Here is a 22,725-nt window from a genome sequence, read left to right on the forward strand (position 1 = left end):
CTCTCCTTGGAGGGGGACGGGATGAATTGTGCCTGCGCAGAACCGTTACGACTTCAGACGCCGGTCGGGCCGAAGCGCAGCACGCTCCACGACACGGCGGGCAGGCGCACGGTGCACCGGCCGCCGTCGGGGGTGGGGGTGGGCAGTTCCCGCGGCGTCACCCGGTCGGGCTCGGCCTCGGTGTTCGTCGCCGACGGGTCGGACCCGGCAGCGATGCTCTGGAAAGATTGACCGGATAGTCCCGGCAGGCCGCGCAGGTCGATGTCCAATGCGAGGTCCGTCGTGTCACGGTTCGTCGCGAAGATGGTCAGCTCGCCGGTCTCCTCGTCGTGCACGGCGACCGTGTCGAGCACCGGCACGTCCCCGTACTTCTTCGTGTCGTAGCGCGGCGACACCGGCTCGGTGCGCAGCACGGTGCCCCGGGCGTACCGGGCGGTCAGCGCGAACGGGTGGAAGATGCTCTGCCGCCAGGCCGGGCCGCCGTTGCGGGTGCGGATCGGCGCGATCACGTTGGCCAACTGGGCCTGGGCGGCGACCCCGACCCGGTCGGCGTGCCGGAGCAGGGTGATCAGCAGGTCGCCGACCACCACCGCGTCCACCGCCGTGAAGTCGTCCTCGATCAGCGCGGGCGCCTCGACCCAGCCGCGCCGGTCCAGGTCGGCCTGGAGGCGGGACTCGTACCAGACGTTCCACTCGTCGAACGAGATCTTCAGCTTGCGCTTCTGCCGCTGCTTGGCAGCCACGTGGTCGGCCGTCGCGACGACCTCGGTGATGAAGTTGTCCATGTCGACGGCCGACGCCAGGATGCTTGCCTGGTCGCCGTCGGACGGGTCGTAGTAGGTGTGCGCCGAGATGTAGTCGACGTGCTCGTAGGTGTGCTCCAGCACGGTCGCCTCCCACGCGGCGAACGTGGGCATCCGCCGGTTGGAGCTGCCGCAGGCGACCAGGCTGATCGACGGGTCGATCATCTTCATCGCGCGGGCCGCCTCGGCGGCCAGCCGCCCGTACTCGTCGGCGGTCTTGTGGCCGACCTGCCACGGGCCGTCCATCTCGTTGCCCAGGCACCACAGCTGCACGCCGTACGGGTCCTCCGCGCCGTGCTTGCGGCGCAGGTCGGACAGCTCGGTGCCGCCCGGGTGGTTGGCGTACTCCAGCAGGTCGAGCGCCTCCTGGACGCCCCGGGTGCCCAGGTTGACCGCCATCATCGGCTCGACACCGGCCTCGGCGGCCCAGGTCATGAACTCGTCCAGCCCGAACGCGTTGGTCTCGATCGTCTTCCACGCCAGGTCGAGCCGGCGCGGCCGGTTCCCGACCGGGCCGACGCCGTCCTCCCAGCGGTAGCCGGAGACGAAGTTGCCGCCCGGGTAGCGGACCACCGAGACGCCCAGCTCGCGGGTCAGGTCCAGCACGTCGCGGCGCAGGCCGCGGGAGTCGGCGTTGGGGTGGCCGGGCTCGTAGATGCCGCCGTAGACGCACCGCCCCATGTGCTCGACGAACGAGCCGAAGAGACGTCGGTCGGCCGGCCCGATCGAGAAGGCCGGGTCGATCGTGAGCTGCGCGGTCCGCAAGGGATGCCACCTTTCCTCAGTGCCGGAACCGGGTGACCGCAGTCACCGCCCACCCGGCGTCCCTCGTTTCTACAACGTTGTAGTCAACGTTGTAAAGAGCTGATGACGAGGTATGGTGCGCTGGGTTGCATCGGGGAGGTTGCGGCGTGCGAAACAGGCTCAAGGACGTGGCCGAACGGGCGGGCGTCTCGGTGAAGACCGTCTCCAACGTGGTGAACGGCTACGTGCACGTACGTCCGGACACCCGCGCCCGGGTCGAGGAGGCCATCGCCGAACTGAACTACCGGCCCAACCTCTCCGCCCGCCACCTGCGCAAGGGACGTACCGGGGTGATCGCCCTGGCGGTGCCGGAACTGGACATCCCGTACTTCGCGGAACTCGCCCGCTACGTGGTCACCGCCGCCGCCGACTACGGCTGGACGGTGCTCATCGACCAGACCGGCGGCCGGCGCGAGCAGGAACGGGTGGTCGCCTCCGGCATCACCGACCACCTGATCGACGGGCTGATCTTCAGCCCGCTGGCGCTCACCGCCGAGGACCTGGCCGGTCTGGACGGCACCCCGATGGTGCTGCTCGGCGAGCGTGTCGACCACGGCCCCGCCGATCGCGTGGTGATCGACAACGTGACCGCCGCCCGCGAGATCACCGACCACCTGATCCAGCTCGGCCACCGCCGGATCGCGGCGATCGGCTCGCAGCGCACCGACGAGGGCGCCAGCGCCCGCCTGCGCCTGGCCGGCTACGCCGAGGCGCTGCGCGCCGCCGGCCTGGCCTACGACGAAGCCCTCGTGGCGCCCGCGCCGGCCTGGCACCGCGCCGACGGCGCGGCCGCGATGCGCGGCCTGCTCACCGCGGGGGTACGCCCCGACGCCGTCTTCTGCTTCAACGACACGCTCGCCCTGGGCGCCCTGCGCGCCCTGCATGAGGCCGGCCTGCGGGTGCCCGAGGACGTGGCGGTGGTCGGCTTCGACGACATCGAGGACGGCAGGTTCTCGATCCCGACACTGAGCACGGTCGCCCCGGACAAGGAGCGGATCGCCCAACTGGCCGTCGAACTCCTGGCCCACCGCCTGGACGGTGACCGCGCCGCCCCGGCAAAGGAGCTCTCCGCCCCGTACCGCCTAGAGATCCGCGAGTCCACCAGGCCCTAGTCGAAGAAGCGGGCCAGGTGGGGTCGGGGTGCCGGGTCGGCCTCTGGGGGGAGGGGGGTCAGATCGGCGAAGATCGAGGCGCCGTCGCAGCCCGCGTGCAGCGGGTACCACCGCGGGGTGCCCGGCGGGCGGAGCTGGCAGATCCCCTTGAACGTCTGCACATCCATCAGCCGGACGTGAGTCGGGTCGGCAACCGCGTTCACGTGCCCCCACCAGGGGCTCATCACGTGCAGCACGCCACCCGGACGGAGGACCCGATGGCACTCGTCCACCAGCGGCAGGAAGTCGATCAGGTGCTCCAGGATGTGCACCGCGAAGAGGACGTCCACCGAATCGTCGGCGAGCGGCAGCGAGCCGGACAGATCCGCGACCGCGTCCACCCCCGGCGCCGGGTAGATGTCCAGCCCCAGGTTGCCCGACCACTGCTTGGTCGGACCGCAACCGAGGTCCACCACCACCGGTGCCCGCCCGCCGACGCCGACCCGGCACCAGACGCCGTAGACGCCGGCCAGCCGTCCCACCAGGTCCCGTACCAGCCGCAGCTCGGCCGGCTCGGCCACCTCCCCGGTGAGATGGGCGACCCCCCGGTCGAACCGCACCTCGACCGCCAGAGCACGCAGCCGGTCGTCGTGCCGGGCCTGGTCCGCCCACGCCTGCGCGAGGGATTCGTCGATCAACCGCAGCCGGTCGGCCGAGGGCGGAGTCTGTGCCAAAGCGACCATTCGGGCCACCTCCCGCCGCGCGTTACCCGCATTCGCGCCCGGTATGCCCCGCTCGTCCACCACGCCGTAGGGCCGCCGCCTCGTCGCAGGCGTGTCGCAGCCCACGGCGGCCACCAGGGCCATCGGCCCCGGCGGACGGCCGGGTCAGCCGGACAGGGTGCGCCGGCTGCCGCGCATCCGCTGGCGGGGTTGCGGGGCAGCGGGCCGCGGCCGCTTCAGGTGATAGCGGTGCAACTCGTTGTGGCCGGGCAGGGACGGGTCCTCGCTCATCGCGACCAGTTCCCAGCCCTGGTCGCCGGCCCGGTTCAGGTGAGCCAGCGCCGTGTCGCCGTACGGCGTCACGTCGACCATCGAGCCGTCCGGGCCGTACCAGACGAAGACGACCTCCCAGCCGAGGTCGTTGGTCGCCGCCTGGCGGCGGCGGACCAGCAGCGCGTACTCCCACTTGAGCATGGCGTCATTCTCACCCCGGCCCGGCCCTCCGGCACGGATCAATCCTCGGCGATCCGCCCGGCGTCGACCCGCAGCCGACGGTTCGTCTCGATGGCGGCCAGCATCCGCCGGTCGTGGGTGACCAGCAGCAGCGTGCCGGGGTAGCTGGCCAGCGCCGATTCGAGCTGCTCGATGGCGGGCAGGTCGAGGTGGTTGGTGGGCTCGTCGAGCACCAGCAGGTTGACCCCGCGCCCCTGGAGCAGGGCCAGCGCCGCGCGGGTCCGCTCGCCGGGGGAGAGGGTCGCCGCCGGCCGCGGCACGTGCGCCGCCCGCAGCCCGAACTTGGCCAGCAGGGTCCGCGCATCCGCCGGTGACAGGTGCGGTACGGCCGCGTGGAACGCGTCGATCAGCGGCGCGTCGCCGAGGAACAGTCCCCGAGCCTGGTCCACCTCGCCGACCACCACGCCCGGCCCGAGCGAGGCGGTGCCCTCGTCAAGCGGCAGCCGCCCGAGCAGTGCGGCCAGCAGGGTGGACTTGCCCGAACCGTTCGCCCCGGTCACCGCGACCCGGTCCGCCCAGTCGATCTGGAGGTCGACCGGCCCGAGGGTGAAGCCTCCCCGGCGTACCACCGCATGTCGCAGGGTGGCCACGACGGCGCCGGCGCGGGGCGCGGCGGCGATCTCCATCCGCAGCTCCCACTCCTTGCGGGGCTCCTCGACCACGTCGAGCCGTTCGATCAGCCGCTCGGTCTGCTTGGCCTTGGCGGCCTGCTTCTCGCTCGCCTCGCTGCGGAACTTGCGGCCGATCTTGTCGTTGTCGGTGGCCTTGCGGCGGGCGTTCTTCACGCCCTTGTCCATCCAGCCGCGCTGGGTGCGGGCCCGCGCCTCCAGGCCGGCCTTGGTGTCGGCGTACTCCTCGAAGTCGGCGCGGGCGTGCCGCCGCGCCACCTCGCGCTCCTCCAGATAGGCCGCGTAACCGCCGCCGTAGTGGTGCACCTGCTGCTGCGGCAGGTCCAGCTCCACCACCCGGGTCACGGTGCGGGTGAGGAACTCCCGGTCGTGGCTGACCAGCACCGTGCCGGCCCGCAACCCGGTGACGAACTCCTCCAGCCGCTCCAGGCCGGCCAGGTCCAGGTCGTTGGTCGGCTCGTCGAGCAGGAACACGTCGTACCGGCTGAGCAGCAGCGACGCCAGCCCGGCGCGGGCGGCCTGACCGCCGGAGAGCCCGGTCGTCGGGTGGTCCAGGTCGACCGCGAGCCCGAGGTCGGCGCTCACCTGCTCGGCGCGTTCGTCCAGGTCCGCGCCGCCGAGGGCGAGCCAGCGCTCCAGCGCGTCGGCGTACGCGTCGTCGGCGCCCGCCGTCCCGGCGGTCAGCGCCTCGGTGGCCGCGTCCAGCGCCGCCTGGGCGGCGGTCACCCCGGTCCGGCGGGCCAGGAAGTCGCGTACGGTCTCGCCCGGTCGCCGTTCCGGCTCCTGCGGCAGGTGCCCGACGCTCGCGGTGGGCGGGCTGAGTCGCACGCTGCCGGCCTCGACCGGCAACAATCCGGCGAGGGTACGCAGCAGCGTCGACTTGCCGGCCCCGTTCGGCCCGACCAGGCCGACCACGTCGCCCGGGGCGACGACCAGGTCCAACCCGGAGAAGAGTGGGCGGTCCCCGTGCCCGGCGGCCAGGTCCTTGACGATCATCGTGGCGCTCATCAGGACGGCAGCCTATCCGGCTGCTCGCATAAGAGCCGACGGCAGCGGGCAGACTCAACGGCGTGGTGACCACTCTGGCGATCGACTGCGGTGGCGGGGGCATCAAGGCGTCGGTCCTCGACGAGGCCGGCACGATGCGCGCCCGGCCGCTGCGGGTGCCGACCCCGTACCCGCTGCCTCCCGCCCTGTTCGTCCGGACCCTGCTGGAGCTGGGCGGGCGGCTGCCCACGGCGGACCGGCTGACGGTCGGCGTACCCGGGATGATCCGGCACGGCGTGGTGGTGGCCACCCCGCACTACGTCACCCGCAGCGGCCCCCGCTCCCGCATCGACCCGGACCTGCTGGCCGAGTGGTCCGGCTGGGACGCGCGAGGCGCGCTCGCCGACGCGTTCGGGGTGCCCGCGCTGGTGCTCAACGACGCCGAGGTGCACGGAGCGGGTGTGGTCGCCGGCACCGGCTGTGAACTGGTGTTGACCCTGGGAACCGGGCTGGGCAGCGCCCTCTTCGACGGCGGTGTGCTCGCACCGCACCTGGAGCTGTCGCACGCGCCGGTGCGCTGGGGCACCACCTACGACACGTACGTGGGTGAGCCGGAGCGTCGGCGGCTCGGCGACGCCTTCTGGTCCCGGCGGATCCGGCAGGTGGTGGACGGGCTGCGCCCGGTGTTCCGGTGGGACCGGCTCTACCTGGGCGGGGGCAACTCCCGGCTGATCCGGCCGGAGCAGCTGGCCCGGATGGGCGACGATGTGGTGGTGGTGCCGAACACGGCCGGGATCGTCGGCGGCGTCCGCGCCTGGGAGCTGGCCGCCGGCCGCCGGGACGCTCGCGCCTGACCCTATTTCCACCCGGGGAACAGTCGCCAAACGTCGAGTGTTGTGCCAGCGTCGGAACAGGTGACGGCGCGACCCGAGGAGGTGGACAGATGGATCTTCTGGCGGACTACCGGCGGGCGACCATGTTCTTCGAAACCGGTGACCCGAGCCGAGCGGCCCGACTGCTGGAGCCGATCGTCGACGCCGAACCCGGCAACGCCGCTGTCCGGCAGCTGCTGGCCCGGGCGTACTTCCAGTCGGCCCAGCTCAACCGGGCCGAGGAGCAGCTGCGGGAGCTCGTCGACCGGGACCCGAGTGACCACTACGCGCACCACGTGCTGGGCCGGACGTTGGAGCGGCTGAACCGGCACACCGACGCGCTGCGGCACCTGCGGATCGCCGCAGCGATGTACGCGGCCAACGACGACTACCGGATCGCGCTGCAGCGGGTGGAGACCCGAGTGGGCGGCACGCGCTGAGCGGAGACCTGGTGATGAGCAAGGGGCGGTCCTGCGGACCGCCCCTTCGTCGTCCGGCGGCCGGGCCGACGGGCGTGCCTAGGATGGCGGACATGGGACCTGACCGGCCGGGGGCTGCGGCATGAAGCTCAAGCTGGACCTGCACGACATCTTCAACAAGGGCCAGGACATCGACCGCGCGCTGCGCGGGATCATGGACGAGGCGGTGGCGAAGAAGGCCACCCTCGTGGAGATCATCCCGGGCAAGGGGTCGGGACAGCTCAAGAAGCGTGTGCTGCGGTTCCTCGACCAAAAGGACGTCAAACAGCTCTACCACCGGGTCGAGAAGGACTCGAAGAACTTCGGCCGCCTCTTCGTCCACTTCCGCTGGAAGTAGCGCCGACACCGGTCCTGACCTGCGCGTTCGGGTTATTCGAGGACCACAGAGCAATGATCATGCCGTCTCCAGGCCGTCGCCAGCTTCCGGGCCGTCGTCGGCCGGCTTCGTTCCGGGTGGAGACCTCCGCAGTGCGAACGCTCGGCGGGATGGCGCGAGGACCACTCTTGCGTGTCCGTTTGACGGATTCCGACACCGTCTTCCTTGAACCACTATAGAGGCATGCCGAGATGGGAATACGCGCGCTTTTCGGTCGAATGCAGAGACAGTAATCTCAGCGGCGATGACCGAAACGGTTGGACAATCTCCTGGCTAGATGGAAAGGAAACGAAGAGGCAGGCCATCGAAGGAGAGGTGGCCGCGATGGCTAAGCTGAATGAAATCGGAGACATGGGCTGGGAGGTTATATCTGTTTCGAGGGTCGGGGCTTCGACCGTCGAATATCAGCCGCACGCCGGATATGGTCGACCCGCGAGTGGCGGTATCACTGTCTGGACGTCATCTGTTAATTATGAACTCAAGCGCAAAAAGGCCAGTTAGATCCCGCCTTCTCTATGGCCCTCGCCGGCCCGCGGGCTGTCGTCAGATTCCCGGCCCCCGGTCGACCACCTGGTCCTCACCGAATGCCTTGTCAATGGCTAGCCGGGTGCGGTCCTCGCTGCTAGGCAGCAGGTGTGTGTAGGTCCGGAGGGTGAAACCGGGGTCCGCGTGGCCCAGGGCCTTGATGCTTTCCCCGGCGTCCAGGAGCACCGAGGCGTAGGTGTGCCGGAGCACTTGCATCCCGTTGTGCCTGTCGTTCGGTGCGCCCGTTGCACGGATCGTCGAATCCAGATGCCGGAGTTGAGCATGCGAGCGGGTGAGGGCGTGCCGGCGGGAGTGGACAGGTACAGCTCGACGCTCTGCGGCTCGCCGGTCAGGCTGGCCAAAGGCAGGGTGATCGGTTCGGATGGGGCCCCTCGCTACCGGGGCAACTAGTCCGCGCCTTCCTGTCGCCGAGGTGCGCGCGGATTAAGGGTCCAGCCGAAATCTCCGCCCTCTAAATCCCGCCTGGAGATCACCTTGGGGTACAGGGGGTCGCTATGTTCAGCAGTTCGCTGCTTTGGGATGTGCGTAGCAGGAACGAGTCGCGCTCGGAAAGCAATGCCACCCTCGAATGGCGTAACACTGGATACCATGCCCAGATCATTCAACGGGTCGAGATCACTGACCGAAAATCCGACCAATGAAATATTTAGCGGATGGTCAAGTGGTGCCAGCGATGCTAGTAGGAAAGATCCCCGCTGAAGCTTCTGCCAGTTAGCGTCCGGTTCGTCAACCGTAATCTCTAAATGTTCAAGCGATTTAAGAGCACCGAAGATCCGTAGGCTGCCGAGAGCCGCGCAGTTCGTGATAGTCGCTTTCCTCAGCGTAAATGTCCACCTGGGAAGCACTGACAAGTCAATTAGATTCCGGCAGTTAGACAGTGTTAATTCTTCCACTCCCGCGATGTGCTCCAACCCGCTCAGGCTGCCTAGTAACTGACAGGACGATACCTGGAGGCGCTGGATCACGGTAGCGGGGCCAGATGAACCTAATGAACGTCCCGGCAGCTCCCGGAACTCTAGGCTGCTGGGTCCAGACGTGTAGCTAACCCCGCGTGCCTCAAGGCTGCAGGCCTCCACAATGAGGGATCGAAGCTTCGGCAGTCGGTCAAAGCTAGAGACGAAGGCTGCGTCGGATCCATCCCTTTTAACTCCTCGTATATGCAACTGGCTTAGGGAAGGCGCTCTGAGCTGATTTAGTTCAAGCACACCCTCGAAGTCGAGTTCCATCGTCTGAACCGACGCCGGAACAAAATCGAGCTTTGAATTCGGCGGCAGGGTACACGCCAGATCGTGTACACCGCGCAAGAACCGCAAGGAGTCCACCAGCCCTGGATCACGCACGGTGAGGGTGGACAGCTCCATGTTCGATATCACCGCTTTGGCATACTCATTGTGGTCGAACCGCGCCCAAGCGGCGATCAACTCCCGGCGAACAAGTGGCTCTGTCCGTGCTGCAAATTGTGCAACAACCGGGAGGGCCTCCTCGCCGCCAATCTCTGTCGCAACGCGAATCGTTGCTGCGGCTTCGACCTCAGTCTTCGGAAGAGAAGCAGCCAAAAGATCAAGGACGAAAGGCCCAACTGCAAGGGCTTTTGCCTGCTCTAGGGAGCTTGGTGGAAGCATACGCTGGACGCGTGCCTGAATCTCCATGCGTAGCTCGGAGGTCAGTTCAGTGCTCGTCTCCAGGCAGGCCGCCGCGAGCAAGTACAGCGTTGCTCGCCACCGAGGACTCTTCTTAGCCTTTTTCAAGAGGCCCTTTAGTAACTTCTCCCTGCGTTCGCGACCAAAGTGGCCGCAGGCCATAACGACCACTTCATGCCAGTTATCCAGATGCGCGTTCGCGAGTAGCAAGCCGTCGTCGTCATCATCTACTGCCGCCTTGGCTGCAAGATAATCCTGAAACGTGCGATGAACAAAGTCCGTGCGTCCATAAGCTGGCTCGCGAAGCAGACCTGTCCGCTCAAGAAGGTGACGGTACACGACATCGGCCGACGCTCGTATAGTCATAGCGTCCGTCTTCCGTGCGATCCTGCCTACTACCTGAGGTGTGGGAGCATCGGACGCGCCATTCTTGATGAGCCAGTAGGCTAGGTCGCTCAATAGTATCGCCTTTGCGGTACGCGTTATTGCCACGTCCGTAGATATCTTCCGTTCTGCGTCGCGCCGTTCAAGCAACATCTGTAATGCGATGTCGTAAAGCTCCATACGGCTCTCAGGAAGAGTCGCATGCCGGTCTCTATACAGGGCGCATATCAGGGAGCAAAGAAGTGGATATCCGGCGAGGCGCCGCAGATGCTGCCTGCCAGCCATCAGCTGGAGAAGGCCGGACTCCAGTTGAGCAAGTTCATGGGAGCCCGTGTAGGTTGCAGACTCCTTGCGCAGTGCTTCGAACCAGCGCCCAACGAAGGTAGCAATATTTGACGGGGACATAGGGCCGAGCTCGGCCTCAGTAAACTCCAAAGGGGTTAGCCACGTTGCTTCCGCTGCAGCCGGTCGCGAGGTGACAATGTAATGAGACCTGGGAAAAGCGTTGATGAGTTCGGTTAGCCACCGTCTTACTTCGTCGCGGCGATTCATTGGTAGCTCGTCAACGCCATCGATAAGGATGGCACCTTTGCCCGAGCGTAGCTTGTTTTGTACCCAGCCTACTGGCATCTCATCGGCAATGTGGCTTCCGATTACAGTTGCGAAATCACCAGCTGACGGAAGGCGCTCATTGACGTACCTCCGCAGAGGTATGAAAAATGGCACAAGCTCGCTCCAGTGGGCTAGGCCCGGTGGGAAGTCGGACCGTGCGCAGCGAACCGCTATCCATTGAAGCAGGGTTGTCTTTCCCAGTCCCGCCTGTCCTCGTAGGAAGATCCGGGTGCTCTCCTCAAGCAGGTTCTCAACTCGCTCACCCGCCACTAATGAGATGCGGCCCTGGTGCTCGACCGGATTTGTCTTGGTAACCGTTGTTAGGCTGATATATGCCACTGAGAGTGAATACCTGCGCGACGCCTCGCTGAACGTAGCCCCGAACATCTCGACGACGTCCAAGACTCGTGCAATCAGCTGTCTATATTCGTATTCGAAATCACGAGCCGACTGACGAGGTGGTGTGCTTTCGATAATGCGCCTAAGCTCGTCGATGATCTCAGTTTCTCGCCTAAGTATTTCTACCAGCGCCGCAGGCGCGAATGGGGGAAGTGTTTTGGCTAACTCGATTGCGTATCCAGAACATTCGCGTAGCAGTAGGTCATACAAGCGAGTCGCATCGTCTGGAAGATCATCGCTCGCGCCTGCGCCCTGACTGCGCAGGTATCGATCTAAGTACACCGCATCAAGATCAGCTCGGAATAGGTCGTCGTTCGTGAGCCGCGCCTGTTCGAAGGTCGCCTGGACGGCGAGAATCGCTGCGTCACGATCGTTCTCCCGCAGGTTTCGGAACTCTGTCTCGACCAGCGGCTGTGTTCGCGAGGTGACAATCTCTATCATTTGGTCGGCGACGCGTTCCAGTTTTCGCCTTTGAATAAGCGAAGTGAGCGAGGTGCTTGCCTGGTCAATTGCCTTCGTCGTTAGGTCCGCTGCAAGTGTCTTGTCGCCCATCCATAATTTGATGGCACTGTTCACGGCTGCCGAGGCAAGGCCGAGGAGGGCTGCTTCAAGTCCGGGCACCGTACCTCCATGCTGGGCGCAGGGCTACTTATCTACCATCCAGTCCGAAGTTCCGCAGCCCGCTGGTAGTGAAGGTGTAACACATCCGACATAGCCGTTCCTCCAGCCGGCGGAGGGCTCATGCAGGAGCCAGGCCATCGATGCCATAAGTGACCGCAGGTCAGAGACGTGCTTGCCGGTTTGACCGACTGCGCCACGAATCCAGACCAATGCTGCTGGATGTATCTACCGGACCACATTCAACGCGTCGCGGAACTCGGCGGTGGCCTGCTCGTGGGGGTAGCGACGGTGGAGTTCGACGTCGACTTCACCGGCGACGAGCAGCAGCGAGGGCAGGGACCGGCGAGTTGCGGCGAACGCTGCCACCCCCTGCTCGACGGCCCGGTCAAGCTCACCAGCGCGCAGGGCAGTGGCGGCGAGAGTGAGTCTGGCTTCCGCCATCCGCATAGGTGATCGCTCGATGCCATCGGACCCGGTGCCGAGACGCAGAACCTCGTTGGCGTAGTGCTCGGCGAGAGTGTCGTGCTCGGCGAGCCGGTAGGCGTCCATCGCGTAGAACAGCCATTTGCCAGGATCGACCTCGAAGTGGTTGTCGGGCCGGTCTGGCGCACCGAGGTCGTCGAGTAGCCGCCGACCTCGATCGAGCGCCGCCCGCGCGCCCTCGAGGTCGCCGAGTCGTGCCAGCGCTTTGGCTTCCTGTGCGATCAGTTGCACCCCCACCCGCTGCCGGCCGGCCGCTTCCTGCCCAGCTCGGGCGGCAGTCAACACTGCCTCGTGCCGAGACTGGGTGAGTGCGAACCACGCCGTCATCTCCCACGCCCAGCCGGTGATGCCGGCGTGACCGGCTTCCTCGCCGAGCTGACGGGCGGCAGTGCGGGTGGCCTCGGCGCTGGCGCGTTTGCCGAGGTCGTATTCGACACAGCCGATCAGCAGCGCCAGCCAGCCTGCGCACACCAGCAGTTCGCGGTGCTGCCGTAGCCCGGTGGGTCGCTGTAGCAGTCGGGCGACCTCGCGCAGCCAACTCTGACCTTCGGCGCGGAGTTCCCCGGCGTCGCGCCACCCGTACTGGCAGCACAGCTCGGTCACGGTCGCCTGCAACGTCTCGATGGTGGCGGGGGCGGTGTCGCTGGCGTGCATTCGATGTAGCAGCTCGACGGTCTCCGACGGCCGGGTGTCGGAGGCGGCGGCGATATCCAGGGCGGCGCAGGCGATCAGCTCCCCACGGGCGGCCAGGACGTCGTCGATCCGGCGGGCCAGATCCTCACCCGGTCGGCGACGGCCGTTCTCAAGGCGGGAGAGGTGCCCCTTGTCGGCGGGCAGCAGTTCGGCGAGAGCTGCCAGGCTGAGTCCGCGCGCTTCCCGCGCTGTGCGCATTCGGGCGCCGAATGTTGGCATGTCTCGCGCCTCCCGCCGGAGTTGCCGGGTTGCCGATGCGGGTTGGCAACGCGCAACCCGTCGACCGATGTGAGCGTACCGCCGCACGGTGTATCGGACGAGCACGCGCAGTGATCGGCGGGAGGCGTGGTGGCAGTTTGGGAGCGGGTCAAGCGCTGGTGGAGGAGACGGCATCAGGTCCAGTTGGACAAAACCGGCGCAGCGACCTGCTACCCACAGCGGTCCGGCGCGTATGGAATCACGGCGCGGGACGGCAACCGCGACGGTGGGCGGGCGGCGCTGTGATGGCCGGAGGATGGGAGACGGCACGGGCCAATCGGGCTGAACGGTCGGTGTCAGCGCTCGATCGCCGGATGGACGGGGAGCACCTGCCGCGCCGGCCGCAGTGGCACTGTCAGACGTGTGCGGCAGACACCCCCTGGCCGTGCCATCCCGCGCGGGTGCGCCTGGCCGAGGCGTACGGGTGTGACCGTATCGGCCTTTCCATCTACGTCAGTGGGCTGCTCGTCGTCGTCGTCGTGGAGCTGCCCGAGGTGGCGCCGGCCGAGTTGTACGAGCGGTTCGTGGCCTGGACGCGCTGATGGGCAGCGTCCACCCAGGCGACGGGGGCATGTCCTACTCCGACCGGGCGCACGGTCACAGGCTGGCGGTGAGAAGGCCGCACACGGCCAGCGGGAGCACCGCGCTCAGGGTCCCACCAGGGCCGACGAGCGATTCCGCGTACGGGAGACCAGCATTGCGAGCGTTACCAGGCTGACCAGCAGCTCGAGGAACAGCGCCGGCGCGGCGACGTACAGCCCGAAGAGCAGCATCCGGGAACGTTCGGAGTCGCACACCTCGCCGCAGTCCGCCGGAACCGAGCCGGAGCGGTCGCCGAGGAACAGGCCGAACGCCACAACGACGGCCACGTACCAGCCGATCAGCACGAGGAAAGAGGAGCGCGGGTCGCCTTGCCCGTGCTGGCTATGTCGGAGCATGGCGGCGACGGGGGAATGACGGGAGTATCCGCTGTCGTACGAGCGGGGTCAGTCCCTGCGCGTCTAAGCGGGTGCCGTGGCCGGCCGGGCCGCACCAGCCCTAATCGAACTCCTCGTCCCCATTCGGACTACTCGCATCAGCCGCCGGGCTGACCGCTCGGCAGCGGTGGGCCCGCGGTGACGAGCCGGACCGTCGGTTTCAGATCGACGCAGAGCTTGCGGGGGAAGGCGGGCGCGGCCTTGCGGACCACGTCGCACCCACCCGACGTGGTCCGGGCGACGGTCGACCATCCGGCCGGCTCGTTCCGCAGGAAGTAGCGCCGTACGGCGGTGTTCACCTCGCACCCAGGGCGTGGCTCGGCGCCGCACGAGGTCGGGTCGTCGGCCACCGTCATGACCAGCCACGTCCCGTCGCAGGCTTCGACGTGACCCTGCGAGTGGCGGGACACGTCCATCCCGCGTACGGCCGCACGCGTCCAGGTCGGGTCGCAGCGATCCTTGGGTGGGTTGCAGCCCAGGTTTTCATCGCAGCGGCTGTAGGCGCCGTTCTTCAGCGCCCACGTCTTCTGGTTGAGGGACAGCGGGCGGTCGCCGATGGGCTCCTCCGACGTGAGGGTCACCTCGGCGGGCTCGAAGGTCGGGCAGGCGCCAACGATGGCGGACCCGGCCGAATCCTGCACGATGTCGGCAAAGATGACGCCGTTCTCCTCGGTCTGGTTGTCGACCCGCACGTTGCGGGAGCAACCATCGCCACCAGCGAGCGCCTTGACCTGCACCGTCACCGCCCGGACACCCGGACCGGGCGTCACGCCGCTCACCTCGGCCTGGTAGGTGCCCCACGCGGCGGACGCGCTCGGTGCGGCGTCTCCGGGCCGTGTCTGCGGCGCCGCGCAGGCAGCCACTCCCGGCACCACGGCAGTCAGCAGGCAAAGGACGATGGCGAGCCGGCGCATGGGTGGCATTCTGCCCGGCCGTGCCACATTTGGTGGCCCCGTGAGTCAGGCGTCGGTGCGGGAGGTGTGCACGACCGGACGTCGGGACCAGCACTGCGGGCGCTGCCGGACGGCCAGCTCCAGCGTGAGGTGGTCGGACTCGATCATTTCCCGGGCTATTCGACGCGCCATCTCCAGGCGGTCGACGTACGCGTCAAGATCGGTCGAGCCGGCGCCAGCCATAATCGAACTCCTCGTCCGCATTCGAACTACTCGCATCATCCACCCGGCCGGGAGTCGTCACCATTCCCCGATCGGTGGAATCGACCCGCCGTACGGCTCGGTGTGACGTACTCCTGGTGGGGCCGATGGTAACGGGGCATCCGCCACCCCGCCGTGGAACTGCGGAAGTGTTCACGACATGTGCTGCGGTCAATGGTGCGGTGCGGATTTGCCGCCGGTGGCTACATTGCACCGTGCGCGGGTCGGGGGGCGCGATTTGTCCGGTGAGGGATCTTCGATACGGGAGGACCGCCGTGCGGCAACCGAGCAGAACCGATCCGTTGTTCGTGGCCGTCGAGTCCGCGGCGATCACCCGGTCAGACGTCGCCGGGCTCGTGGCGGGGCGGATCGCCGCCGTCCGGGTGCCGGGGCTGCTGCCCGCCGCCCGCTGCCACGCGATCACCGCCGCACTCGCCGACGCGGAGATGGACCGTTACGACGAGAGCCGGGTGTTTCCCGTCGTCGCCAAGTTCGGCCCGGCCATCAACGATCACCGGGACGGCGGTGACCTGCGCGACGACTACTGGGAGGCGGCTCGTGCCGCCGAGAAGGGCTGGTCCGTGCTGGGTCTGCCGGACGCGCCGCGCGAGCTGTGCCTGGCCGCGTTCCGGTCGGCCTGGCCGGATGTGGCACCCGGGCGGCGGCAGCGGCGGGAGATGCACGTCGGCATCGTCCGCGAGATCAACGCCGGCCTGCAGGTGCACTTCGACGACGCGGTCCGGGAGTACGCCGGCCGACTGCTCGACGCGGAGGTGGTGGCCCAGTTGGCGTTCAACATCTACGTCCGGGTGCCGCCCGTCGGCGGTGAAACGGTGCTGTGGCGTCGCCGGTGGCAGCCGAGCGACGAGGACCTGCGGATTCCCGGCGGGTACGGCTATCACGAGTCGGTGGCCGACGGCGCGCAGTCGTTGACGTTGCGGCCCGAACTGGGAGAGGGATTTCTGTTTGACCCGCGTCACTATCACACGGTGCGTCCGGCGACGGATGGCCGGCGAATCTCCATAGGATGCTTCGTCGGGCTCACCGACGACGGTCGACTGGCTCTCTGGTCGTAGCGAAGGGCGTTTCCCCATGGTGGACAAGAGCGACGTCGAGGCGGCTGCGGCGCTGGTGCAGGGTCGGGTCCGGCAGACGCCGGTCATCTCCGTCGACGGCGCCGACCTGGGCGTGCCCGGTCTGCTGAGCCTCAAGCTGGAGCTGCACCAGCACACCGGCTCGTTCAAGCCGCGCGGCGCGTTCAACCGGATGCTCCAGGGTTCGCTGCCGTCGGCCGGGGTGATCGCCGCCTCGGGGGGCAATCACGGCCTCGCGGTCGCGTACGCGGCCCGGTCGCTGGGCGTGCCGGCGGAGGTCTTCGTGCCGGTCACCGCCTCGCCGGTCAAGGTGCAGCGGCTGGCCGGCCTGGGCGCGCAGGTGCGGCAGGTGGGCCAGCACTACGCCGAGGCGTTGGCGGCCAGCACCGAGCGGGCCGGCGAGACCGGGGCGCTGGTGGTGCACGCGTACGACCAGCCGGAGGTGGTGGCCGGTCAGGGCACCGTGGGTCGGGAGTTGGAACGCCAGCTCGACGGGATCGACACCGTGCTGGTGGCGGTCGGCGGCGGCGGGCTGGTGTCGGGCATCGCGACCTGGTTCGACGGGTCGGTACGCGTCGTCGCCGTCGAGCCGGAGCAGATCCCCACCCTGCACGCCGCCCTCAAGGCGGGCCGACCGGTCGACATCGAGGTGGGCGGCATCGCCACGGACTCACTGGGCGCTCGCCGGATCGGCGACATCGCGTTCGACACCGCCCGTCGTACCGGCGTGGTGTCCGTGCTGGTGCGCGACGAGGACCTGGTGCGGGCGCGTCGGCTGCTCTGGTCGGAGCTGCGGGTCGCCGCCGAGCTGGGCGGCGCCGCCGCGTTGGCCGCGCTGGTCGGCGGGGCGTACGTGCCGCAGGCGGGGGAGCGCGTGGCGCTGATCGTTTGCGGTGGCAACACCGACCCGAGCGACCTGGGCCCGGCGGCGCCGCACTGACGGGTCAGCCGCCGTTGCGCAGGCGGCGCAGGGCGTGCTCCACCTGGAGGGTGTCCAGGTGGGTGTCCCCGAGCAGCCGCCGCCGGTCGGCCAGCAGGTGCTCGTACACCCCGATCGCCGCGTCGACCTGCCCGTCGAGCAGCAGCACCACGGCGAGCGTGGCCCGGATGGCGAGCACCTCGCTGCGGTCGGCGTGCCGGGGCTCCACGGTGGCCAGGGTGGCCCGCAGCTCCGCCTCCGCCTCGGCGAGGCGGCCCTGCTCCTGCATGCACCGGGCCAGCGTGTGCCGGGCCTGCCACGTCTCGGGCTGGTTGAGCGGCCACAGCCGGTAGCGGACCTCCAGGATGGCGTGCAGCATCTCCTCCGCCTCGGGGGCCCGGTGCTGGGCGAGGACGGCCAGCGCGAGGCTGTGCCGCACGATCATCGTGTCCCAGTGCTCGGGCCCGCGGACCTGGTCCTCGGCGGCGACGATCTGCCGCAGCTCCGACTCGGCCTCCGGCCACTGGCGCTGCGCCATGATCGCCTTGGTGAGCTTGTGCCGGCTGGCGAGGGTGTCGGGGTCGTCGCTGCCCAGCACGCGGGTGCGGTCGGCGATCACGTCGCGCAGCACCCGGTCGGCCATCTCCGGTTGGTTGCGCTCCAGCCAGGTGCGGCCCAGCTCGTGGCGCAGCGCCAGCACCTGGGGCCGGTCCAGGTCGTGGTCGTACGCGGCGCAGCCCCGCACGATCGGGTCGAGGATGTCGAAGGCCGAGCCCGGCAGGCCGATCGCGATGAGGTAGCGGGCGGTGAGCCGGGTCAGCTCCAGCGCCCGGCGTACGGTCTCGGGGTCGTGCTTCTGCCGCTGCGGCACGAGGTATTCGCGTACCGCCTCGACGAGGTGCGGCACCAGCACGTCCCAGTTGGCCCAGACCGCCGAGTCGTCCGGGCTCTGCCCCTCGGTGGCGGCGAGCAGCAGCTTCATGACCACGCCGTGGTATTCGGCGATCTGCTCGCGGACCTCGTCGCGGTCGCGGAACATCGCGTGCACCAGCGGGTGCAGCGACAGCACGTGCGCGAAGGCCGGGTCGGTGACGTCCTCCTGGACGTCGAAGTCGACCAGGGCGAGGTCGCCGATGCCCTCCAGCACCTTCACCCGCTGCCGGGCGGTCAGCCCTTCGAACAGGGGCGACCCGGCCAGGATGGCCGGCTTGAGCACCACCTCGTAGGGCACCGGGGAGATGCTGAGGCAGGCCAGCACGTTGAGCAGCGGTCGGCTCTGCTGGAGCTGGCGGCGGGCCAGCAGGTCCAGTGAGATGTCGTCGACCTCGCGGACGATCTCCAGACCGAGCGACTCGTCGAGGTCGACGTCGGCGGCGTCGCGCGGCGAGCGGAACCGGCGTTGCACCGCCCTGCGGTAGTCGGCGAACGTGGTGATGGTGGACGAGCCGCGCCAGACCGGGCTGGCGTTGACCGAGCGGAGGTAGTTGCCGGCCGCCCGCAGCGCCAGCGGCAACCCGCCCAGCTCGCGGGCCAGTTCGCGGGCGTCGTCGAGGCCGCCGGCCTGCGCGCCGGCCCGGTCGATGAGCACCTGCGCCCCGGCGTCGGCGTCGAGCGGGCGCACCTGGTGCAGAATCGACCAGGTGCCCCAGGTCGCCCGGTTGCCGTCCCGGGTGGTCACCAGGACCATCCCGTCCTCGGCCTCCGGCCTGCGCAGCCAGCCGGTGCCGTCGGCGAGCACCCCGTCGGTGGGGCCGAGTGTGCCGGGCTCGTCCACGCTGTCGAAGATCAGCAGCCAGGGCTGCTGGGCCTGGTTGAGGTAGCGCCAGACCAGGTCGGTCGCGCTGATCATGCCGGCCCACGCCTGGTCGACCTGGCTCTCCGAGGCGCCGAGTTGACTGACCACCTCGCGCATTCCGGAGTTGAGCCGGCCGGCCTGCACCCACCAGACGGTCCGGCCGTCCGCTCGGGCCCGGCGGGCGATCTCCAGGGCCACGTGGCTCTTGCCGGAGCCTCCCATGCCGCACAGGATGTGCACCGACGGCTGCTCGCCGTCGGCGTCTGCCGGATGCATGATCTCGTCGATCAGGTCGTCCCGGCCGTGCAGCGGGCTGTCCAGGCGCCCGAGTGGCGGGTCGACGGAGACGCGACTCGGTCGGTCGTAGGCCGGCCGGCGCACGCCCGCATCCTCGGGTGGAACGTCCGCAGTCAATGCGGTCCCCCTTCGGTGGCGAAATTGCGGCGCGGCGGGTGGCAGAAAAGATCATGTCCACTGAGTGGACATTCGGAGGGATAGTCACCCGCCCTACGTCAACCGCAAGGGTATCCACCACTGTGCTGGCTTGCACACTCTCCGTTTAGGTCGCCCGGCTGACCGGAATCGGCACCGGGAATTCCAATTCGCCGTCCATTCGGGCCGATCCGCCGTGCTCGTTCCTCGCGCGGCGGTTCCACGATGGACGCATGAACTGGTTGCCGTACGACGATGTGGCCGACTGGGGTTCGGTGCCGGACTGGTTCGGCGCGCTCGGCTCCATCGCGAGTGTGCTCTTCGTCTATCTCGGGCTGCGCCGGGAGATCCGCGCCCGGCGCACCGACGAGCTGCGGTTCCGCGCCACCCAGGCCCGGCTGGTCTCGGCGGTGGCCGAGATCCGGGGCAAGTCGGTGCTGCGGGTGACCGTGGCCAACGAGAGTGACGCGCCGGTCCTGGACGTGACGGCGCTGCCGCGACTGGTCCCGTCCGACGATCCGGAGGGCACCCCCGTGGACCTGGCCGGTGCGAAACAGGTCCGCCGGATCCACGGCCGGGAAAGTTCGGATCTGTTCGTCACCGTCACGGCGGAGCATCGGCTACAAGCGGCGACCGACACCGTTCTGGTGGAGCTCACCTTCACCGATCATGACGGAAACCGCTGGCGGCGTATCGGCTCCGGTCAACCCGAGCCGGTGAGCTGACCGAAACGCAATTCCAACGACTGTGGTCCGGCGGCTGATTCGTGCCGCCGGACCACCGGTTTTTCTTCTCAGAGGGGATACGTGCGGGCGACCGCCAGCATCTCGGAGCTGTGTGATCCGACGACGCCGACGGCCGGCGGCCGGGGCCGGAAGCCGGGCAGCGCGTCCAGCCCGTCACTGGCGTCCATCGCCCGCAGCGCCACCTGCGCGGCGATCGGCCGCAGCGTCAACGTGACCTCGACGCCCTCCGGCGGTGGGGCGTGGAAGACCAGTCCGAAGCCCCACCTGCCCGCGCGGGGCTCCACGGGCACCGGACGGCCGGCCACCTCGGCGCGCACCACGGTGGCGGTCGCCGTGTCGACGTGCAGGGTGGCGAGCCGGACCGCCCGCTGCGGGGTGAGCCGCAGCCGGAGCGTGCGCTCACCGCCGGCGCTGGTGTCGGCCAGCACGTCGAGCTTCGGCGCCGGCAGGTTCGCCGCCTGCGCCGGGCCGGCGCGCAGCTCCGCGTCGCCCAGGCCGGGGAAGTCGTCCGCCACGCTGGCCACCCCGTCCACGTAGCCGTCCGTCCACGGCTGCGGGTCGGTCTCGTGGCTCAGCCAGCGGGCCTGCCCGGTGCCGGCGTCCAGGGCGTACATCAGGTGGGTGGGCGCGGGGTGGGCGGCGTCGAACCGGTCCACGGCCAGCCCGACCCCGGCGAGCACCACCGCCGCCAGGGCGGCGGCCCCGGCCGGCAGCACCGCGAGTCGTCGGGCCCGCAGCGCCACCAGGCCGCGCTGCCCGCCGGCCTGCGGGTGCAGCAGGTCGACCACCGGCAGCGCGGTCAGGCCGAGCAGCACCGCGACCAGCGCGGCCACCCCACCCATCGCCATGCCCAACGCGGGAAAGAGCAGCACCACTGTCGGCAGCAGGATCACCACGCCGGCCGCGGCGGCGGCCGTCACCGCCACCACCGGCCACGGCCCGGTCTGCCGGGTCCGCAGCGCGACCAGCCCGCCGAGGGCGCCGGCCAGGGCCGGCAGGGTGGTGAGGTACGCCCCGCCGGGCACCGCCACGGCGAGCAGCACCCCGAGCAGGGCCAGCCAGGCCAGCCCGCCGACGGCGAGCGCGGCCGGGCCGATCCGGCGGCGGACCAGCGCGTACCAGGTGAACAGGATGGCGGCGGCGAGCGCCAGCACGGCCATCCGGTACCAGATCGGCCGGTACGGGTCGAGCAGTTCGGCGTACCCCGGACGGATCGCGGTGATCGCCAGCCAGAGCAGTTGGGCGGCGACCGGCGCGGCCACGATCGGCCCGAGAGCGAGGCCGAAACCGGCGGCGAGCTGTCCCGTGCTGGCCCGACCGCTGCGGCGGGTCAGCCAACCCAGGGCCGCGACGGCGAGTACCGCGAGCAGGGCCAGCGGCAGGACGAGCCAGCCCGGGTAGCGGACCAGCCCACCCGGGACCGGGAAGTAGGTGGCGTCGTACCCGGAGCGCAGGTCGGTGAGATCGGTGCGGCCGAACTCCCGGGCCAGGCCCAGCGCGTTGTCCCCGTGCTGCTGGAGGCTGCTCCGATCCATCGCGGCCGGGGTGTCCAGCGGCGTGTGGTAGATCGCGCCGCCGTCGATGTACGCCGAGTTCAGCCCGACGAACTTCTGGTCCAGGAAGGCGGTGAAGTCGGTGTCGTTGGGCAGCGCCCGGTAGATCTCCACCGCGAACGAGGTGCCGACCGGGTGCGGGGCGGCCCGGCCGAAGACGTCCACCAGCTTCGCGTTGTTCTTCGACGTCTCGAACATGATCACCGGGCCGGTGGAGCCGCGCGCCTCCAGGTTGAGCACCACACCGCCGTCGGCGGCGAGCGGGTGGCTCGCGGCGAACGCGGCCGCCCCGCAGAGACACGCCTCCTCGGCGTCGGTCAGCACGAAGACGATGTCGTTGCGGGGCCGGGGGCCGGTGGTCAGCGCGCGGGCCACCTCCAGGATGGCCGAGGTGCCGGCCGCGTCGTCGTTGCCGCCCGGCCCGGTCTGCACCGAGTCGTAGTGGGCGACCAGGAACACCCGACCCGTCGGGTCGGTGCCGGGCAGTCGGGCCACCACGTTGCGCACCCGGGCCAGGGTCGCCCCGCCGGCCGCGCCACTGAGCTGGCCGGCCTCCGGCGCGACGGTGTCCTGCACCTCCGTCTCCAGGCCCAGGCCGCGCAACTGCTGCTCGACGTGCGCGCGAACCTGGTCGTTGGCCGGGCTCCCGGCGACGTGCGACCGGGCCGCGATCACCTGGACGTCCTCGTACGCCCGGGTGGCGCTGAACTCGCCCGCCGGCGCGTCCGCCGGCCTCGGCGCCGGGGTGCGCAGGTCGAGCAGGCTGCCGGCGCCGACGGCCGCCAGCGCGACCAGCGCCGCCGCGGCGGCCAGGAGCCGTCGGCGCGGTCGGGTCAGCGCACGGTCGGCCGGGGGTACGCCCGGACCCGGCCGGAGCGGTACGCCCGCCGTGACGGGGGTGGGGGGTGCGCCCATCCGAACTCCTCGAAGGTGGTGGGGCCTGGGGTGGCACCATCCTGCCCTCCGCTGGCCGGGGACGGGATGGCCGGGCGTCCACCGATCTCCCGCCCGTCGGCGGGGGCGCTCGGCCACCCGCGCACCGCCCGGCCGCCCGGTTTGCCCCGTGACGAGCAGTGATCCGGCCCATCCCCGCCCGTGCCGCGCCCATCGTGTTGTGTGCGACCGTTGTCTAATACAGGATCA

General features: G+C 69.4%; 20 protein-coding genes. 8 read left to right on the forward strand and 12 right to left on the reverse strand.

Annotated elements, in window-relative coordinates; genetic code table 11:
* Positions 1-53 precede the first annotated feature (53 nt).
* A complete protein-coding gene (locus ACFYPR_RS02020; protein ID WP_387258327.1) occupies positions 54-1,568 on the reverse strand; it encodes an alpha-N-arabinofuranosidase in 1,515 nt (504 codons plus the stop codon).
* Between the two features lie 146 nt (positions 1,569-1,714).
* On the opposite strand from ACFYPR_RS02020, the gene ACFYPR_RS02025 reads away from it, so the two are divergent.
* Positions 1,715-2,719, forward strand: a complete 1,005-nt coding sequence (locus tag ACFYPR_RS02025; RefSeq protein ID WP_355064545.1) for a LacI family DNA-binding transcriptional regulator — start codon at positions 1,715-1,717, stop codon at positions 2,717-2,719.
* Here ACFYPR_RS02025 and ACFYPR_RS02030 read toward each other — a convergent pair.
* The 3 genes from ACFYPR_RS02030 to ACFYPR_RS02040 form a co-directional block, all read right to left on the reverse strand.
* Complete coding sequence (locus ACFYPR_RS02030) at positions 2,716-3,441, reverse strand: methyltransferase domain-containing protein (protein ID WP_355064547.1); 726 nt, start codon at positions 3,439-3,441, stop codon at positions 2,716-2,718. The two genes, ACFYPR_RS02025 and ACFYPR_RS02030, sit on opposite strands and share 4 nt — an antisense overlap.
* A 144-nt stretch (positions 3,442-3,585) precedes the next feature.
* Positions 3,586-3,894 (reverse strand): hypothetical protein, encoded by a 309-nt coding sequence (locus tag ACFYPR_RS02035; protein WP_387258329.1) that lies wholly within the window; start codon positions 3,892-3,894, stop codon positions 3,586-3,588.
* A gap of 38 nt (positions 3,895-3,932) precedes the next feature.
* Entirely contained in the window at positions 3,933-5,570 is a 1,638-nt protein-coding gene (locus ACFYPR_RS02040; RefSeq protein WP_354854456.1) for an ABC-F family ATP-binding cassette domain-containing protein, read from the reverse strand.
* A 62-nt stretch (positions 5,571-5,632) separates the two neighbouring features.
* On the opposite strand from ACFYPR_RS02040, the gene ACFYPR_RS02045 reads away from it, so the two are divergent.
* The 3 genes from ACFYPR_RS02045 (at position 5,633) to ACFYPR_RS02055 (ending at position 7,237) form a co-directional block, all read left to right on the forward strand.
* Positions 5,633-6,403, forward strand: a complete 771-nt coding sequence (locus ACFYPR_RS02045) for an ROK family protein (protein ID WP_354854454.1) — start codon at positions 5,633-5,635, stop codon at positions 6,401-6,403.
* An 89-nt stretch (positions 6,404-6,492) separates the two neighbouring features.
* Positions 6,493-6,861 (forward strand): tetratricopeptide repeat protein, encoded by a 369-nt coding sequence (locus tag ACFYPR_RS02050; RefSeq protein WP_354854452.1) that lies wholly within the window; start codon positions 6,493-6,495, stop codon positions 6,859-6,861.
* Between the two features lie 121 nt (positions 6,862-6,982).
* Positions 6,983-7,237, forward strand: coding sequence for a Smr/MutS family protein (locus ACFYPR_RS02055; RefSeq protein ID WP_088987488.1), 255 nt, complete (start codon positions 6,983-6,985; stop codon positions 7,235-7,237).
* Between the two features lie 582 nt (positions 7,238-7,819).
* On the opposite strand, the gene ACFYPR_RS02060 is transcribed toward ACFYPR_RS02055, so the two are convergent.
* The 3 genes from ACFYPR_RS02060 to ACFYPR_RS02070 form a co-directional block, all read right to left on the reverse strand.
* Positions 7,820-8,011, reverse strand: coding sequence for a hypothetical protein (locus tag ACFYPR_RS02060; RefSeq protein ID WP_387258331.1), 192 nt, complete (start codon positions 8,009-8,011; stop codon positions 7,820-7,822).
* A 197-nt stretch (positions 8,012-8,208) separates the two neighbouring features.
* Positions 8,209-11,478: an NACHT domain-containing protein gene (locus ACFYPR_RS02065; RefSeq protein WP_355135530.1), complete on the reverse strand. Its 3,270-nt coding sequence runs from the start codon at positions 11,476-11,478 to the stop codon at positions 8,209-8,211.
* A 225-nt stretch (positions 11,479-11,703) separates the two neighbouring features.
* A complete protein-coding gene (locus ACFYPR_RS02070) occupies positions 11,704-12,852 on the reverse strand; it encodes a helix-turn-helix domain-containing protein (RefSeq protein WP_387258333.1) in 1,149 nt (382 codons plus the stop codon).
* 461 nt (positions 12,853-13,313) lie between these two features.
* On the opposite strand from ACFYPR_RS02070, the gene ACFYPR_RS02075 reads away from it, so the two are divergent.
* Positions 13,314-13,454 carry a hypothetical protein gene (locus ACFYPR_RS02075; protein WP_387258335.1) on the forward strand — a complete coding sequence of 47 codons (141 nt, stop codon included), beginning with the start codon at positions 13,314-13,316 and terminating at the stop codon, positions 13,452-13,454.
* Between the two features lie 105 nt (positions 13,455-13,559).
* On the opposite strand, the gene ACFYPR_RS02080 is transcribed toward ACFYPR_RS02075, so the two are convergent.
* The 3 genes from ACFYPR_RS02080 to ACFYPR_RS02090 form a co-directional block, all read right to left on the reverse strand.
* Positions 13,560-13,850 (reverse strand): hypothetical protein, encoded by a 291-nt coding sequence (locus tag ACFYPR_RS02080; RefSeq protein WP_387258336.1) that lies wholly within the window; start codon positions 13,848-13,850, stop codon positions 13,560-13,562.
* A gap of 137 nt (positions 13,851-13,987) precedes the next feature.
* The gene (locus tag ACFYPR_RS02085; protein ID WP_355135522.1) at positions 13,988-14,803 is read right to left on the reverse strand and encodes a hypothetical protein; all 816 of its coding nucleotides are present in this window, start codon (positions 14,801-14,803) and stop codon (positions 13,988-13,990) included.
* Between the two features lie 45 nt (positions 14,804-14,848).
* Entirely contained in the window at positions 14,849-15,025 is a 177-nt protein-coding gene (locus ACFYPR_RS02090) for a hypothetical protein (protein WP_355135520.1), read from the reverse strand.
* A 326-nt stretch (positions 15,026-15,351) separates the two neighbouring features.
* Here ACFYPR_RS02090 and ACFYPR_RS02095 point away from each other — a divergent pair, with 326 nt between their 5' ends.
* Both ACFYPR_RS02095 and ACFYPR_RS02100 read left to right on the forward strand, forming a co-directional pair.
* A complete protein-coding gene (locus ACFYPR_RS02095; protein WP_355135518.1) occupies positions 15,352-16,119 on the forward strand; it encodes a hypothetical protein in 768 nt (255 codons plus the stop codon).
* 16 nt (positions 16,120-16,135) lie between these two features.
* Entirely contained in the window at positions 16,136-17,077 is a 942-nt protein-coding gene (locus ACFYPR_RS02100) for a threonine/serine dehydratase (RefSeq protein WP_354854444.1), read from the forward strand.
* Positions 17,078-17,081: 4 nt separating this feature from the next.
* Here ACFYPR_RS02100 and ACFYPR_RS02105 read toward each other — a convergent pair whose 3' ends face one another.
* Positions 17,082-19,232, reverse strand: a complete 2,151-nt coding sequence (locus tag ACFYPR_RS02105) for a tetratricopeptide repeat protein (protein ID WP_355135516.1) — start codon at positions 19,230-19,232, stop codon at positions 17,082-17,084.
* A gap of 284 nt (positions 19,233-19,516) precedes the next feature.
* Here ACFYPR_RS02105 and ACFYPR_RS02110 point away from each other — a divergent pair, with 284 nt between their 5' ends.
* Entirely contained in the window at positions 19,517-20,008 is a 492-nt protein-coding gene (locus ACFYPR_RS02110; RefSeq protein WP_354854442.1) for a hypothetical protein, read from the forward strand.
* A 68-nt stretch (positions 20,009-20,076) separates the two neighbouring features.
* Here ACFYPR_RS02110 and ACFYPR_RS02115 read toward each other — a convergent pair whose 3' ends face one another.
* Positions 20,077-22,497, reverse strand: a complete 2,421-nt coding sequence (locus ACFYPR_RS02115; RefSeq protein ID WP_387258338.1) for a M28 family peptidase — start codon at positions 22,495-22,497, stop codon at positions 20,077-20,079.
* Positions 22,498-22,725: the final 228 nt, after the last annotated feature.

This window comes from Micromonospora sp. NPDC005254, assembly GCF_042872525.1.
Classification (GTDB): Bacteria; Actinomycetota; Actinomycetes; order Mycobacteriales; family Micromonosporaceae; genus Micromonospora.

Bases quoted from the DNA above. Each gene is read 5' to 3' on its own strand.
- ACFYPR_RS02030 (WP_355064547.1), bottom strand. From the start codon at position 3,441: ATGGTCGCTTTGGCACAGACTCCGCCCTCGGCCGACCGGCTGCGGTTG.
- ACFYPR_RS02035 (WP_387258329.1), bottom strand. From the start codon at position 3,894: ATGCTCAAGTGGGAGTACGCGCTGCTGGTCCGCCGCCGCCAGGCGGCG.
- ACFYPR_RS02040 (WP_354854456.1), bottom strand. From the start codon at position 5,570: ATGAGCGCCACGATGATCGTCAAGGACCTGGCCGCCGGGCACGGGGAC.
- ACFYPR_RS02050 (WP_354854452.1), top strand. From the start codon at position 6,493: ATGGATCTTCTGGCGGACTACCGGCGGGCGACCATGTTCTTCGAAACC.
- ACFYPR_RS02055 (WP_088987488.1), top strand. From the start codon at position 6,983: ATGAAGCTCAAGCTGGACCTGCACGACATCTTCAACAAGGGCCAGGAC.
- ACFYPR_RS02070 (WP_387258333.1), bottom strand. From the start codon at position 12,852: ATGCGCACAGCGCGGGAAGCGCGCGGACTCAGCCTGGCAGCTCTCGCC.
- ACFYPR_RS02080 (WP_387258336.1), bottom strand. From the start codon at position 13,850: ATGCTCCGACATAGCCAGCACGGGCAAGGCGACCCGCGCTCCTCTTTC.
- ACFYPR_RS02085 (WP_355135522.1), bottom strand. From the start codon at position 14,803: ATGCGCCGGCTCGCCATCGTCCTTTGCCTGCTGACTGCCGTGGTGCCG.
- ACFYPR_RS02090 (WP_355135520.1), bottom strand. From the start codon at position 15,025: ATGGCTGGCGCCGGCTCGACCGATCTTGACGCGTACGTCGACCGCCTG.
- ACFYPR_RS02100 (WP_354854444.1), top strand. From the start codon at position 16,136: ATGGTGGACAAGAGCGACGTCGAGGCGGCTGCGGCGCTGGTGCAGGGT.
- ACFYPR_RS02110 (WP_354854442.1), top strand. From the start codon at position 19,517: ATGAACTGGTTGCCGTACGACGATGTGGCCGACTGGGGTTCGGTGCCG.
- ACFYPR_RS02115 (WP_387258338.1), bottom strand. From the start codon at position 22,497: ATGGGCGCACCCCCCACCCCCGTCACGGCGGGCGTACCGCTCCGGCCG.